The organism is Halomonas sp. H10-59 (assembly GCF_040070555.1).
Taxonomy (GTDB): domain Bacteria; phylum Pseudomonadota; class Gammaproteobacteria; order Pseudomonadales; family Halomonadaceae; genus Halomonas; species Halomonas litopenaei.
Window position 1 is genome coordinate 884,891 of sequence record NZ_CP098828.1, and the last position, 13,788, is coordinate 898,678.

General features: G+C 66.2%; 13 protein-coding genes. 5 read left to right on the forward strand and 8 right to left on the reverse strand.

What is annotated here, in order from left to right; genetic code table 11:
* Nucleotides 1-98: 98 nt before the first annotated feature.
* From NFG57_RS04060 to NFG57_RS04075, 4 genes are all read right to left on the reverse strand, one after another.
* Nucleotides 99-1,607 (reverse strand): ABC transporter permease, encoded by a 1,509-nt coding sequence (locus NFG57_RS04060; RefSeq protein WP_348815447.1) that lies wholly within the window; start codon nucleotides 1,605-1,607, stop codon nucleotides 99-101.
* A complete protein-coding gene (locus NFG57_RS04065; RefSeq protein ID WP_348815448.1) occupies nucleotides 1,604-2,437 on the reverse strand; it encodes an ATP-binding cassette domain-containing protein in 834 nt (277 codons plus the stop codon). Before NFG57_RS04065 ends, NFG57_RS04060 begins: the two co-directional genes overlap by 4 nt.
* Entirely contained in the window at nucleotides 2,437-3,315 is an 879-nt protein-coding gene (locus tag NFG57_RS04070) for a putative selenate ABC transporter substrate-binding protein (protein ID WP_348815449.1), read from the reverse strand. Before NFG57_RS04070 ends, NFG57_RS04065 begins: the two co-directional genes overlap by 1 nt.
* Nucleotides 3,316-3,430: 115 nt before the next feature.
* Nucleotides 3,431-4,288: a MurR/RpiR family transcriptional regulator gene (locus NFG57_RS04075; protein WP_045991062.1), complete on the reverse strand. Its 858-nt coding sequence runs from the start codon at nucleotides 4,286-4,288 to the stop codon at nucleotides 3,431-3,433.
* 331 nt (nucleotides 4,289-4,619) lie between these two features.
* Here NFG57_RS04075 and zwf point away from each other — a divergent pair, with 331 nt between their 5' ends.
* The 5 genes from zwf to NFG57_RS04100 all read left to right on the forward strand — a co-directional run bounded on the left by zwf (nucleotide 4,620) and on the right by NFG57_RS04100 (nucleotide 8,821).
* On the forward strand, nucleotides 4,620-6,119 hold the full coding sequence (gene zwf, locus NFG57_RS04080) for a glucose-6-phosphate dehydrogenase (RefSeq protein WP_045991016.1): 1,500 nt from the start codon (nucleotides 4,620-4,622) through the stop codon (nucleotides 6,117-6,119).
* 1 nt (nucleotide 6,120) lies between these two features.
* A complete protein-coding gene (gene pgl, locus NFG57_RS04085; RefSeq protein ID WP_045991017.1) occupies nucleotides 6,121-6,804 on the forward strand; it encodes a 6-phosphogluconolactonase in 684 nt (227 codons plus the stop codon).
* 18 nt (nucleotides 6,805-6,822) lie between these two features.
* On the forward strand, nucleotides 6,823-7,485 hold the full coding sequence (locus NFG57_RS04090) for a bifunctional 4-hydroxy-2-oxoglutarate aldolase/2-dehydro-3-deoxy-phosphogluconate aldolase (RefSeq protein WP_045991018.1): 663 nt from the start codon (nucleotides 6,823-6,825) through the stop codon (nucleotides 7,483-7,485).
* 196 nt (nucleotides 7,486-7,681) lie between these two features.
* Entirely contained in the window at nucleotides 7,682-8,362 is a 681-nt protein-coding gene (locus NFG57_RS04095; protein WP_348815450.1) for an NAD(P)H-binding protein, read from the forward strand.
* 36 nt (nucleotides 8,363-8,398) lie between these two features.
* Nucleotides 8,399-8,821, forward strand: coding sequence for a hypothetical protein (locus NFG57_RS04100; RefSeq protein WP_348815451.1), 423 nt, complete (start codon nucleotides 8,399-8,401; stop codon nucleotides 8,819-8,821).
* A gap of 51 nt (nucleotides 8,822-8,872) precedes the next feature.
* Here the strand turns inward: NFG57_RS04100 and NFG57_RS04105 are convergent, their stop codons facing one another.
* The 4 genes from NFG57_RS04105 to edd are packed head-to-tail and all read right to left on the reverse strand — an operon-like array spanning nucleotide 8,873 to nucleotide 13,697.
* Nucleotides 8,873-9,829: a carbohydrate kinase gene (locus NFG57_RS04105; RefSeq protein ID WP_306169081.1), complete on the reverse strand. Its 957-nt coding sequence runs from the start codon at nucleotides 9,827-9,829 to the stop codon at nucleotides 8,873-8,875.
* An 18-nt stretch (nucleotides 9,830-9,847) separates the two neighbouring features.
* Nucleotides 9,848-10,834 (reverse strand): D-hexose-6-phosphate mutarotase, encoded by a 987-nt coding sequence (locus tag NFG57_RS04110; protein ID WP_348815452.1) that lies wholly within the window; start codon nucleotides 10,832-10,834, stop codon nucleotides 9,848-9,850.
* A complete protein-coding gene (gene glk / locus NFG57_RS04115; protein WP_213227585.1) occupies nucleotides 10,831-11,799 on the reverse strand; it encodes a glucokinase in 969 nt (322 codons plus the stop codon). The genes NFG57_RS04110 and glk overlap by 4 nt, the downstream gene beginning before the upstream one ends.
* An 8-nt stretch (nucleotides 11,800-11,807) precedes the next feature.
* Complete coding sequence (gene edd, locus NFG57_RS04120; protein ID WP_045991024.1) at nucleotides 11,808-13,697, reverse strand: phosphogluconate dehydratase; 1,890 nt, start codon at nucleotides 13,695-13,697, stop codon at nucleotides 11,808-11,810.
* Between the last annotated feature and the right edge of the window lie 91 nt (nucleotides 13,698-13,788).

A 13,788-nucleotide genomic window follows, 5' to 3' on the forward strand; every position in this document is an offset into this window, starting at 1 on the left:
TGGCCGGCGTTGTCGTTTGTGTTGTTTTTGAGGCATTGGTCCTGGCGTCAGGGTGCGCCGGATAAAACGCCTGTGCCGCCCTTGAAGACGTCTTGTCTTCAGCGCAGGCAGGGGTCTTCCATAGGTGGCTCACAAGGCCTCAGACGGCGGGCCAGGGCGTCGACGGCGATATTGAGCAGGGCGGTGATCACCAGCAGGGCGAAGGCCACATCGAACATCAAGGTCTGGAAGGCGTCATCGATATTGTCACCGAGGGTGGCGACCCCGAGCATGCCGAGCAGGGCGCTTTCACGCAGGATTACCTCGGCGCGGTAATAGACCAGCGCCAGCATGCCCGGGTACAGCCGGGGCAACAGCTCGTAGGCCAGCCGTCCCGAGGCCGGGAGTCCCGGCATGCCGGGCTCGATGGCCTGGGCGTGGCGACATACCAGGAAGGCGATCAGGGCGCCGTTATGCAGCGCCAGGGCCAGCCAGGCCGGCAGCAGCGATGGCCCCAGCAGCAACAGGAAGACGAAGGCCAGCATCAGCTCCGGGGTCGAGCGCAGAAAGATCAGCAGACCCTGGCTGATGCCCTGGCTGACGCGATTGCCGAAGTGGCGCGAGGCCAGGGGCCACAGCACCAGGGCGAGCAGCAGGGCGCCGACGGTGCCGAGCAGCCCCAGCAGCAGGGTATTGGCCACCGCACCGACGAGGTCGGGCAGTTCGGCCAGCCAGCGGAGCACACCGCCGATGTCGCCCTGGAGCAAAGCGCGGGGCCAGATGTCTACGCTGACAAAACGCCATAACAGGCCTGGGTCGATCTCGGGCCAGGGGCCCAGCAACCACACGCTGGCCAGTCCCAGTGGCAGCAGCAGGCGCCGATGGGCCCACCAGGGCAGGGTGGCGATCAGCAGGTAAAAGGCCCACAGCAGGGCGCCGGCCTCGAAGTAGCGACCCTCGCGAAAGGCGCTCTCGAGCTGGTAGCCCAGTGTCGGCAGACCGACAAAACCCAACAGCACGCTGCTTCTGAGCGCGCACTCGAAGCGGTAGCGGGTGTAGGCGGCCAGTTGGGCGAAGGCCTGGGGCAGCTCGGTATAGGCCAGCCGGGCAAGGCGCCCGGTACCCTCGGGCAGCGCAGCCTGGGGCGCCTGGGGCGTCTGCTCGAGGATCTCGGCGTAGACCTTGGCGAAGATGCCGGCGTAGGGAATCGCCAGGGCCGCCAGGGCGGTCAGCGCGGACAACCCGAACACCTGCAGGAACAGCAGCGCCCAGAACAGCTCATGTACCGCCCGCACCGCGGCACTGGCCGCGCGCACCAGGCGTGAGCGGGCGTAGACCAGCGCCAGGGGCAGCCCCAGCACCACGCCGGCCAGGGTGCCCCAGAAGGCCACCGCGATGGTCAGGCCGATGGCCTGCAGGGGCGTCTCGATGGCGCCGAAGTCAGGCAGCGCCAGGCCCATTGCCATGCGTCCGAGTTCGCCCCAGGGATCGCGGCTCAACACTTCGAGGTCGGCCAGCGGAATCGCCAGGACAGCCAGCACCACCAGCCACAGGCTGTGGCGTGCCAGGCGGGCACCGATACCGTCGCCGGCCAACAGGCCTGGGCGTGTCGCTTGCGCTGCGCTCACGATCGTGCCTGCTCCTCGCCGGGCTGGTGCGAGGCGTGGCGAGTGCTGGCCTCGGCCGGCGAATCGCTGTTGTCGTCGCGAGCAGGGCTGGGAGCAGCGGGAGAAGAGGCCGTGCGTGACGCACTGGGGTAGAGCGCGTCGAGATCATCGAGGCTTAGATCTTGGCTGGGCGCGTCGAGCACCACGCGACCGCCGGCCAGCCCCCAGACGCGATCGAAGTGGCTCAGCGCCAGCTCGCGCTGGTGCAGCGCCATCACCGTGGTAGCGTGCTGGGCATCGATTCGATCGAGCAGCGCCATGGCCTGATGGGGGTCGACGCTGGCGACCGGCTCGTCACCGAGAAAGACCTGGCGGCGCTGATAGAGTGCACGGGCGATGGCGACTCGCTGGCGCTGGCCACCCGACAGCCGACCTACCGGGCGCCTGATGGCGCCTTCGAGCCCTAGTTCAGCGCACAGACTTGAGACATCTTCCCAGGCCTGGCGCAGCGGCCTGACCAGGTTCCACAGGTTGACCAGCGCCGAGTGGCGCTCCAGCCTGCCCATGTAGACGTTATGGTAGACCGATAGCTGAGGCACCAGGCCGTGGTACTGGGGACACCAGGCGGCGTGGCGGCCAAGACGGCGGCGCAGTTCCGCCAGCAGGGTGGACTTGCCGACGCCGCTTTCCCCGAGCAGGGCGACGCGCTCGCCGGGCGCAAGGCGAAGGTGGACGTCATGCAGCACCCTGTGGTCGGCGTGGCCCAGGTCGACCCCGTCGAGGATCAGTGTCGGGAAGTCACCGTGGCCGTTGTCCCGGCCGCCGGTGACCTGACGTTGGCCATCGTCCATCAGCGCAGCAGGCCGAGGCTCTCGGCGACCGTCTCGATGGGGGCGTACATGCTGTTGTCGGCGGGAATGAAGCCGGAACGCGGGAAGCTCTCCAGCAGTTCGGGATCTTCCATCTCGAGCAGTGCCTGGCGAACCCTGTCGGTAAAGCCTTCGCCGAAGGCCTCATCGGCGTCGCCGCGCAGGGTCCACTGGTAGTCCGGGTAGCTCGGGGTAGACCAGATCACGCTGACCTTGTCGGTGTCGACATCGCCATTTTCCAGCGCCGCGTCCCACACCTTGAAGTTGACCGCACCCAGCTCGTAGGTGCCGGCCTCGACCAGGGCGATGGTGCGTGAGTGATCACCGGAGAAGCCGACCCGTGAGAACAGCTCTTCCGGCGCGGCGTCGAAGCGCTCGCGCAGGTAGTGCTCCGGCATCAGGCGACCGGAAGTGGAGGTCTTGGCGCCAAAGGTGAAGGTCTTGCCCTCGATCTCTTCGGGCAGCTGGTCGGCGGCCTCGAGTCCGGTGCTGGAGTGGGCGATGAAATAGCTCTCGAAGGCCGCATCCTCGACGCCCTGGGCCAGCGCCTGGGAACCGGGCACCAGACGACGGGCCTGGACACCGGACAGACCGCCGAACCAGGCCAGCTGAACCTGGTCGTTGCGGAAGGCGGTGACCGCCGCACCGTAGGACTTCACCGGCACGTACTCGACCTCGACCTCGAGCGTCTCGGACAGATAGTCGGCCACCCGCGAGAAGCGCTCCACCAGACGCGATTCGTCCTCGTCGGGGATGGCGGTGAAGCGGAAGGTCTCGGTCTGCTCGGCCAGCGTCGGCAGGCTGAACAGCCCCAGGCTCAAGACGGTCAGAACAGAGGGCAGGGATGGCAGTGATCGCATGAGGCTTCCTGGCAATGGTGTGGATGGCGGCGTGCGGACAGGGACGCAAGACAGGCCGCTATTGTTGTGCCAATACGCTAAGGAGGCAAGCCGTGGAGCGGGCCTGTCGTTGTTGTCACTCGTCGACGCTGTACCTTGTGCTGCGCAGGCTGTCCTTGATCTTCTTGAGGTGGTGCAGGAAGTCTTCGCCGCGACGCAGGGTGACGCCGGTGGCCAGCACGTCGATCAGCGCAAGCTGTACCATGCGTGAGGTCATCGGCATGTAGTGGTCGGTGTCTTCGGGCGCGCTGACCGCAAGGGTTTCGGTGCACTGGCGCGACAAAGGTGAGTCCGGCGCGGTGATACCGAGCACCACGGCACCGTTTTCACGGGCCAGGGCGGCGATGTCGACCAGTTCCCGGGTGCGCCCGGTATAGGACAGTACCACCACCACGTCGCCGGTGTGGCAGGCCGAGGCGACCATGCGTTGCATCAGTACGTCGATGTAGGCGCTGACCGGCAGGTTGAAGCGAAAGAACTTGTGCTGGGCGTCCTGGGCCACTGCGCCGGAGGCACCGAGGCCGAAGAAGTGGATTTGCTTGGCCTGGATCAGGTAGTCGACCATGCGCTCGATGCGCTCGGGAGCGACCTCCCGACTGGCGAGGTCCAGCGCCGCGATGGTGGCGCCGAAGATTTTGCCGCTGTAGGCCTCGGCACCGTCATCGGGTTCCACCGCCTGGCTGACATAGGGGGTGCCGCCGGCCAGGCTCTGGGCCAGCTGGATCTTGAAGTCGGGATAGCCCTTGGCCTCGAAATTTCGGCAGAAGCGATTGACGGTGGGTTCGCTGACCGAGGCAGCTTGAGCCAAACTGGCGATACTCATGCCGGTTGCGGCGGCGGGGTCGGCCAGAATGACGTCGGCGACCTTGCGCTCGGAGCGGTTGAGCTCGTCGAGGCGGGTGCGAATGCGTTCGATAAGGTCGTGGCGAACCATGGTCGAGGTCGGCTCCGTGACGAAAGGCGCGGGCAACTGCGCGGTGGTGCGCGGGCAGCGGCGCATTTATTGGGGTACCCGAGACAATTCTCTCTGGGGATGTGGTGATTTAACTACGTATTGGCGGCTATCCTAGCGCTCCACCGATCTACATCCAATGTATAAGCGCGCCAGCGGGATATTTTGTGTAAGTTTACAAAATATTTTTCAATCTGGCCGTCGAAAGTTGACCATTTTTTTGTAAACTTAGATACCCTGACGGTAAGCAGGACACATCTCGCCCGATAGCCTTCTGCGATATCCAGGGGTCTACCACCAAACGAGGACGGTTATGACACGACACACCCGATCCGGTGACGCCGAGCGTACCGACATCGATCTGGCGTTGTTCGGCGCCCTGGGCGACCTGTCTCGCCGCAAGCTGTTCCCGGCGCTCTACCAGCTGGACCGCGAGGGACTCTTGCATGACGACACCCGGCTGCTGGGCCTGGCGCGTCAGGACATCGACCAGGAGGCCTTCCGCGAGCGCATCCATGGCTCCTTGAAGGAATACGTCAAGTCGAGCGAGCTCGATGACAAGGTGGTCGCCCGTTTCCTCGATCGCCTGTCCTTCCTGTCGGTGGACTTCACCACGGTGGAAGGCTATGGCGCCATCGCCGAGTGGCGTGAGCAGGGCGGTCAGCAGCGCCCGTTGGTGGTCTATCTGGCGGTGGGGGCGAGCCTGTATGGCGATATCTGCCGCCACCTCGAGGCCAGTGGCAGCCTGGACGAGCAAAGCCGCGTGGTGGTGGAGAAGCCGATCGGCTACGACCTGGAGTCGTCGCGGGAGGTCAACGATGCGGTGGGGGCGGTGTTCCCCGAGTCGCGGGTCTATCGTATCGACCACTACCTGGGCAAGGAGACGGTGCAGAACCTGATCGCGCTGCGCTTTGCCAATCCGCTGTTCGGAACCCAGTGGAACCAGAACCATATTTCCCACGTGGAGATCACGGTGGCCGAGAAGGTCGGCATCGAGGGCCGCTGGGGCTACTTCGACGAGGCTGGCCAGCTCAGGGACATGGTCCAGAACCACCTGCTGCAGCTGGTCTGCCTGATCGCCATGGACCCGCCGGCCAACCTCGACGCCGACGCCATCCGCGACGAGAAGGTCAAGGTGCTCAAGGCGCTCAAGCCATTCACCGACGACATGATCGGACGTGACGTGGTGCGCGGACAGTACACCGCCGGCACCAGCGACGGCACCAGTGTACCCGGCTATCTCGAGGAAGAAGGCGCCAATACCCGCAGCCATACCGAGACCTTCGTGGCGATGAAGACCGAGGTGTCCAACTGGCGCTGGGCCGGCGTGCCCTTCTACCTGCGTACCGGCAAGCGCATGCCCGAGAAGCTGTCACAGATCGTGATCCACTTCCGTCAGCAGCCGCACTATATCTTCGACCCGGATCAGCGGGCGCTGGCCGCCAACAAGCTGATCATCCGGCTGCAGCCGGAGGAAGGTATCCGCCTCGAGGTGCTGACCAAGGACAGTGGTCTCGACAAGGGCATGCGCCTGCGCCGTGGCCCGCTGCACCTGGACTTCAACAGCGCCTTCCCCAAGGCACGTATCCCCGACGCCTACGAGCGTCTGCTGCTCGAAGTCATGAAGGGCCAGCAGTACCTGTTCGTTCGGCGTGACGAGGTCGAGCATGCCTGGCACTGGTGCGACGAGCTGATCGCTACCTGGCAGGATCGTGACGAGCCGCCGCGCCGCTATCCGGCAGGCTCCTGGGGACCGGTGGCCTCCATCGCCATGATCACCCAGGACGGACGCAGCTGGTACGAGGACTACTGACATGAGCAGCGAGCAACTTTCTCCGTCTCCCCGAGAGCAACTGGCGCACCAGTTGGCGCAGACTGTGGCCACGGCGCTGCGCGAGGATCTGTCGTCCCAGGATCGCGCCCTGCTGATCGTGTCCGGCGGCTCCACCCCGGTGCCGTTCTTCGAGGCACTGTCCCAGGAAACACTGCCCTGGGATCGGGTCGACGTGACCCTGGCCGACGAGCGCTGGGTCGCTGCCGAGGCCGACGATTCCAACGCCCGGCTGGTCAGGAAGCACCTGCTGATCAACCGGGCCGAGGCGGCCACCTTTGTCCCGCTCACCACCGAACACGATACCCCCGAGGAAGGCACCGACGAGGTCGCCCAGCGACTGACGGGCCTGTCCTGGCCGGCATCGGTAGTGATCCTGGGGATGGGCGGCGATGGCCATACCGCCTCACTATTTCCTGACAGTCGCGAACTGGACCTGGCACTGAGCACCGATGCCCATGTGGTGGCGGTGCGCACACCGAGCCAGCCCCAGGCGCGCATTACCCTGAGCGCCGAGCGCCTGCACCATGCCCGCCGCCATTACCTGCACCTGACCGGTGACGACAAGCGCGCCGTGCTGGGAAGCGCCATGGCCGGTGACAACGTACGTGAACTGCCCATTCGTGCCTTTCTTAGCTGCCCGCTGGCCGTCTACTGGGCGCCCTGATTTCCTGGAGCCACGCTCATGACCATTGAAAAACAGCTTCCGTCTACCCGCACCACCGAGCTCGACAGCATCTGCCTGAAGGCCGAGGTGATCCCGGTGATCGTCATCGATCGCATCGAGGACGCCGTGCCCATGGGCCGCGCCCTGGTCGAAGGTGGTCTCAGCGTGCTCGAGGTGACCCTGCGCACCGACTGCGCGATCGAGGCCATCGCCCGGCTGAAGAAGGAGCTGCCCCAGGCCAGCATCGCCGCCGGTACCGTGCTGACACCTGCTCAGTATCGTCAGGTCGAGCAGGCCGGTGCCGACTTCGTGGTGACCCCGGGCGCCACCGAGGCGCTTTACCGTTACGGCGTCGAGAGCCCGGTGCCGATGTTGCCGGGGGTGGCCACCATCTCCGAGCTGATGACCGGCTGGCAGTACGGCTATCGTCGCTTCAAGTTCTTCCCGGCCGAAGCCAGCGGTGGCGTCAAGGCGCTCAAGGCCTTCGCCGGCCCCATTGGCGAAGCTCGCTTCTGCCCCACCGGCGGCATCAACCTGGGCAACGCCTCCGAGTACCTGGCGCTGCCTAACGTCATGTGCGTGGGCGGCTCCTGGCTGACCCCGAAGTCGCTGGTCGACGCCGGTGACTGGGACGCCATCCGCGCCCTGGCCAAGGAAGCCGCGGATCGTTTCCATCACTGAAGCCATCACCGAATGCTCGATGACGAAGCGGCGCTGGCCGCTTCGTCATGATTCCTGAGCTCTCTGCACCGGAAGGGCGTCATGCCTATCCATGTGCTCTCTCGACAGCTGGTGCTGTCCTTGATCCGGCCTCTGGCCGGATTTTTTTTGTCCGCCGCCATGGGATGATGGTTGCCTGAGCGAGCGGAGAAAACCTATGAAACTGTTGATACTGGGCGCGACGGGGTTGGTGGGTAGCGAGGTGCTGCGCCAGGCATTGGCCCATCCCGACGTCACCGAGGTGCGGGCACCGGTACGCCGACCGCTGACGCTTGCGCACCCAAGGCTAGCCGCCCCGGTCGTCGATTTCGCCGATCTGGAGTCACTGCGACCGGACAAGACTGGACGAGGTGATGCACAGGCGCTGGAGGGGAATGACGAGTTGTGGAAGGCGGATGGCGTGATCTGCGCACTGGGCACCACCCTCAAGGCCGCCGGCTCGCGAGAGGCCTTTCGACGTGTGGATCTCGAGTTGCCGCTGTGGTTTGCGCGCCGCGCCAGAGCCGCCGGTGCCGAACGCTTTGCCTTGAACTCGGCGCTAGGCGCCGATCGTGGCTCGCGCTTCTTCTACTCCCGGGTCAAGGGCGAACTGGAAGCCGAGTTGCTCGACCTCGACTACCCCAGCCTGACCTTGGTCAGGCCGGGCCTGATCGACGGTGAGCGAGCCGAGGTGCGCCACGCCGAGCGCCTGGGGCTCGCGCTTTCTCGCGGTCTGCGTCCGCTGCTGCCGCGCCAGTGGCGACCCAGTCCGGTGGCCCGCATCGCCGAGGCGCTGGTGCAGGGCGCCATCAGCGCGCCAGCCGGAAGGCATCTGGTGCAGGCCAGGGACCTGGCCTGACCCAAGCCGTCAACGCAGTGATGGAATAGGCCGTCAATGAACCTAGGATTGCTTTACCGCGTGCTTGGACTACCAGGACTGCGCTTTCTGCTTCTGGTGGTGGGGTACAGCGTCGGTCATGAGATCGCCGATTACCTGGGCAGGGAGTACCGGGGTGGTGTGTCCTGGGGGATGACCCTGGGCTACCACTCGTGGGGGGTTGGGTTGCTGTCGCTGGTCGAAGGAGTCGTGGTGTACCGCTGGTCGCGGCGCTGGGTCAGGCTCGAGTGGTTGGCGGCAACGATCACCGCGGCCATCGTGCTGACCTGCACGGGGATCCTGACTGGATACTCGGGCGCATGGGCGCACCCTTATCGTCTGGCCTGGTTCCAGGGCTGCGCGGTGGCTGCCATCTTTCTGCCGCTGATCGTCCACAGGCTGGTCAATCGCTGGCGCCATGCCAGGGCGGGGAGGCGATAAGCCCGGGCATGGCGGCGGGGGACTTTCGGGTCACCCGAGGTTGTCGAGATGTCAGCTGTCGATCACGTCTTCGCGGCGCGGCAGGGCCGCGTAGGCGCCGGGGCGCGTCACCGCGTGGGCGCCGCAGCGACAGGCCAGGGTCAGGGCGCGTTCGAGGAAGGCCTCGTCGTGCTGCCAGTTGGGGCGCTGCCAGTCGTGGTCGGCCAGAGCCGCCAGCAGACCGCCGATAAAGGCATCGCCACCGGCGGTGGTATCGACCGCCTTGACTGGCGGCGGTGTCATGCGCTTGACGCCCTGGGTGGTGTGGGCGGCGACCGCACCGGGACCATCGGTGATCACGATCAGGCGAGCACCGGCGGCCAGGCGTTCGGCCAGCCAGTCGTCACGCGGGTGGTCACCCCGCAGGGCGTCGAGTTCATCGGTGGACAGCTTGATCAGGTCGGCCTGGTCGAGCAGGCGGGTGACCAGGCCGACGTCGATGCTGTGCTCGGGCCAGAGGTTGTGACGCAGGTTGGCATCGACGCTGACCAGACAGCCTGCCCGGGAGGCCATCTCGGTGATCGCCAGGGAGGTGGCGGCGATGGCATCGTCCGTAAGGCTGTTGCTACACAGGTGGACGATGGCGGGCTCGCTGAACACTCCATGGGGCAGATGCTCGGTGCGATACAACAGGTCGGCGGCGGGAGGACGATAGAAGTCGAAGGTGCGCTCGCCGTCTGCGTCGCGGGAGACGAAGGCCAGGGCGGTGCGGGCCTCGCGGGTGCGTGATACGCCGGAGACGTCGACGCCGTGGTGCTCGAGCTCACGGGCCAGGAAGTCGCCGAAGTGGTCGTCGCCCAGCATGCCGAGAAAGCGACTGGTCAGTCCCAGACGCGCACAGGCCACGGCCACGTTGGCCGGCGCGCCACCGGCGTAGGGGGTGAAGGTCTCTGGTCCCTCGGCGGCATCACCGAGACGACTGGAGAGCATGTCGACCAGGGCTTCACCAAAGGCGATCACGGGGGGCATGGCGGGATTCCTCGTCGATCAGTGGTTGTCGGCCAGCGACAGGGTGGTGCCGAGCATATGCTGGGCGCCGGGTACCAGCCACACCGGATCGAGGCGGGTGTTGGCGGACTCGACGCACAGAAAACGGCGGGCGGCGTCCAGCGGGGTGTCCGGGTTGGGTGTCTCGCCGGGATTCCACACCACCACCGAGTCGCTGTTCTGGCGAGCCACTCGCAGGCGGCGCTGGCCGTCATCGAGCACCACCTCGGCGTTGGAATGATAGATACGATCGACGCCTTCACGGACCCCGAGCTCACCCACCTGCTCGCTCTCGGCGAAGCCCTTGAGCTTGTCCAGGTAGCGGGCCCCGACGAGGCCTTCGACGCGGCAAGCGAAGACCTGATCCACTGCCAGATAGCTGTGCAGGGCGGCGGTCATCTTCACCGGCGTCTCGCCCAGGTGCTCGGTGATCAGCTCCACGTGCAGACGCTGGGCGTTGGCCTGGACCACCGCACGGGGATGCAACTGGCTGTGCAGGTGCTGTGGCAGTGACAGGTGCACCTCGACGCCGTCTTCGTGCTCGTCCACCGCGTCCAGTTGCCAGTCGGCCTTGCGCGCCGGGCCGTGCATCGGGCCGGAGCGGTCGGGGGACTCGTCGGCGGTGTTCTCGTCGGCGAACCACGGCCAGCACAGGGGGATGCCGCCACGAATCGCACCCGGCACGTCCTGGGGCGTTGGGGTCACCCACAGCCAGCCAGCGGGCACCAGCGGATCATCCGCACCGCTATCGACGGTGGCTTTGGCGGGTGAAGCGCCTGCGGCTTGCGTGGGGTCGGGCGCGGGAGAAGCGCCTGCGGCTCGCGTGGCGTCGGACGCGGGTAGATAGTGAAGCACCTGGGCGCCCTGCAACGAGATCGCCAGCTGGCCCCAGCTCTCGTTGGCCACCCAGATGTCGCGGCCGGCCCAGTGGATGTGCCCCTGGCCCTCTACCTCGTCGATACGTGTCTTGAGCGTTGCCGGAATCATTCGACCTCCTCGTTGTGGAGCGCCTCGGCGGCGCCCAGCAGCCCCGTCCACGGGGCCGTGACCACCTGGATGGAGATGGCTTCGTTGTAAGGGCGCATCCTTCCCTTGTTGCAGAAGGCGCTGAGAAACCCACTGTGAGGCAGCCAGTCGATCAGCCGTGGCACGATGCCACCACACAGGTAGACGCCGCCTCTCGCACCCAGGGTCAGCGCAGCGTCGCCCGCCACGTCGCCGAGGATCTTGAGAAAGCGCAGAATGGTATCACGCCCCAGAGGGTCGCCGCGGTTGGCGGCCTCGGTGACCTGAGCCGGCGTGGTGGCGCTGGCCTCCAGACCATCGATCTCGGCCAGTACTCGGTAAAGGTCGAGCAGGCCCTGGCCGCACAGGATGCGTTCCACACTGACCCGGCCATAGCGACGGTGGAGGCGTCGATAGATCTCGAGCTCCTGTTCGTCGGTGGGCGCGAAGCTGGCATGGCCACCCTCGTTGGGCAGTGGCACCCAGGCGCGCCGTGCCGGGAAGAGGCCAGCCATGCCGAGGCCAGTGCCCGGTCCGATGACCAGTCGAGCGGCGTGCCCTTCGGCCTCGCCGGTCTGGATGCTGACCAGATCATGCGAATCGACGTGGGGGACGCCGAGCGCCTGAGCCATGAAGTCGTTGATGACCTTGAAGTCATCCAGGGCAAGGTCACGCTTGACCTCGCCCTTCAGGAAGCTCCAGTGATTGTTGGACATGCTGACCCGTTCGGCGTGCACCGGACAGGCGAACGCCAGGCACGCCTCCCGCGGGGCCTTCTCGCCGCTGGCGCCCACCCGCTCGAGGTAGTCACGGGCAGCTTCCACCACGCCGGGATAGTCGGCACAGGGCAGGGTCAGGATGTCGTGGGGGGCAGTCTTGCCCGGCGACACCAGCGCGAAGCGTGCGTTGGTGCCGCCGATGTCCCCGATCAGCGCTTGGCGTGTCATGGGCGAACTCAGGCGTCCTCGTCGTGGATCTGTCCCTGCTGGCGCTCGAGGTCGTCGGCCTCGAAGCCACCGAAGACGCCGGCGCCTTCCTCGGCGCCCATGGCCAGGTGACGGTAGCCGCCGAACAGCTCGCGACCCAGACCCACATGGTAGTGGTCCAGTTCGGCCACTCGCTTGGGACGATCCCGCCATTCGGCGTCGCTGAGCACGACAGACAGCTCGCCCTTGTCGGCGTCCAGGCGCACCACATCGCCATCACGCAGCCTGGCCAGCGGGCCACCGTCCAGCGCCTCCGGGGTCATGTGGATGGCCGCAGGTACCTTGCCCGAGGCACCGGACATGCGCCCGTCGGTGACCAGGGCAACCTTGTAGCCGCGATCCTGCAGGACGCCCAGGTAGGGGGTCAGCTTGTGCAGTTCGGGCATGCCATTGGCCTTGGGGCCCTGGAAGCGCACCACCACGATGACGTCACGGTCGAGATCGCCGGCGTCGAAGGCGGCCTTGAGGTCGTTCTGTTCCTCGAAGATCTTGATCGGCGCCTCGACGACCCGGTGCTGAGCCTCTACCGCCGACACCTTGATGACGCCACGGCCGAGATTACCCTCGAGCACGTTGAGGCCACCGGTGGCGGCAAAGGCGTTGGATACCGGGCGCAGCACGTCCGGGTCGAGGCTCTCCAGGGGGCCTTCGCGCCATACCAGCTTGCCATCCTCGAGGAAGGGCTCCTGGGTGTAGGCGGTCAGGTCGGTGCCGAATATCGTCGGGATGTCGCCGTGGATCAGGCCCGCACCGAGCAGCTCCCGGATCAGCAGGCTCATGCCGCCGGCGGCCTGGAAGTGGTTGATATCGGCCTGGCCGTTGGGATAGACCCGGGTCAGGCTGGGCACCGCGGAGGACAGCTCCGAGAAGTCATCCCAGTTGATGGTGATACCCGCCGCCGCGGCCATGGCCACCAGGTGCATGGTGTGGTTGGTGGAGCCGCCGGAGGCCAAGAGGCCGACCATGGCGTTGACGATGGCACGCTCGTCGATCTGGCGATAGAACGGACGGTAGTCGCCGCCGGGCTCGGTATTGCGGATCGTCTGTTCGGTGGCGAAACGAGTCAGCGCTTCGCGCATGTCGGTACCGGGGTTGACGAAGGAAGCGCCCGGCAGGTGCAGCCCCATGAACTCCATCATCAGCTGGTTGGAGTTGGCGGTGCCGTAGAAGGTGCAGGTACCGGGGCTGTGGTAGCTCTCGGACTCGGCTTCCAGCAGCTCGTCACGGCCGACCTTGCCCTCGGCGAACAGCTGACGGACGCGGGCCTTTTCCTTGTTGGGCAGGCCGCTGGGCATGGGCCCGGCCGGGATGAAGGTAGTCGGCAGGTGGCCGAAGCGCGCCGCGCCGATGAACAAGCCCGGCACGATCTTGTCGCACACGCCAAGATAGAGGGCGGCGTCGAACATATTGTGCGACAGGCCCACGGCGGTGGCCATGGCGATGACGTCGCGGGAGAACAGCGACAGCTCCATGCCCGGCTGGCCCTGGGTGACGCCGTCGCACATGGCCGGCACTCCGCCGGCGAACTGGGCGGTAGAGCCCATCTGGCGGGCGCTTTCGCGAATCACCTCGGGAAAGGTCTCGAACGGCTGGTGCGCCGACAGCATATCGTTGTACGACGAGATGATGCCGAGGTTGGCGCTATTCATCAGCTTGAGCTGATTCTTGTCCTCGCTGCCGCACGCGGCAAAACCGTGGGCCAGGTTGCCGCAGGACAGTTCGGAGCGATGGACGCCGCGACGATGCTGGGCCTCCATGCGCTCTTCGTAGAGGGCGCGCCTTTGCCGAGAGCGCTCACGGATGCGCTCGGTGACGCGGGCGACGGTGGGATCGAGCGAAGAAGCTTGCTGGCTAGCCATGGTCAACCTCAGACGTGTTGATGCGGGTCAGGTACGTAACTTTACCAAATAAAAAGCCAATTTCCTCCCCCTTGACCGAGTGCTTTGGTCG

Coding starts and splice junctions, on each gene's coding strand:
- NFG57_RS04105 (WP_306169081.1), bottom strand. CDS start 9,829: ATGCCCCCCGTGATCGCCTTTGGTGAAGCCCTGGTCGACATGCTCTCC.
- NFG57_RS04065 (WP_348815448.1), bottom strand. CDS start 2,437: ATGGACGATGGCCAACGTCAGGTCACCGGCGGCCGGGACAACGGCCAC.
- NFG57_RS04100 (WP_348815451.1), top strand. CDS start 8,399: ATGAACCTAGGATTGCTTTACCGCGTGCTTGGACTACCAGGACTGCGC.
- NFG57_RS04070 (WP_348815449.1), bottom strand. CDS start 3,315: ATGCGATCACTGCCATCCCTGCCCTCTGTTCTGACCGTCTTGAGCCTG.
- glk (WP_213227585.1), bottom strand. CDS start 11,799: ATGACACGCCAAGCGCTGATCGGGGACATCGGCGGCACCAACGCACGC.
- pgl (WP_045991017.1), top strand. CDS start 6,121: ATGAGCAGCGAGCAACTTTCTCCGTCTCCCCGAGAGCAACTGGCGCAC.
- edd (WP_045991024.1), bottom strand. CDS start 13,697: ATGGCTAGCCAGCAAGCTTCTTCGCTCGATCCCACCGTCGCCCGCGTC.
- zwf (WP_045991016.1), top strand. CDS start 4,620: ATGACACGACACACCCGATCCGGTGACGCCGAGCGTACCGACATCGAT.
- NFG57_RS04110 (WP_348815452.1), bottom strand. CDS start 10,834: ATGATTCCGGCAACGCTCAAGACACGTATCGACGAGGTAGAGGGCCAG.
- NFG57_RS04090 (WP_045991018.1), top strand. CDS start 6,823: ATGACCATTGAAAAACAGCTTCCGTCTACCCGCACCACCGAGCTCGAC.
- NFG57_RS04095 (WP_348815450.1), top strand. CDS start 7,682: ATGAAACTGTTGATACTGGGCGCGACGGGGTTGGTGGGTAGCGAGGTG.
- NFG57_RS04075 (WP_045991062.1), bottom strand. CDS start 4,288: ATGGTTCGCCACGACCTTATCGAACGCATTCGCACCCGCCTCGACGAG.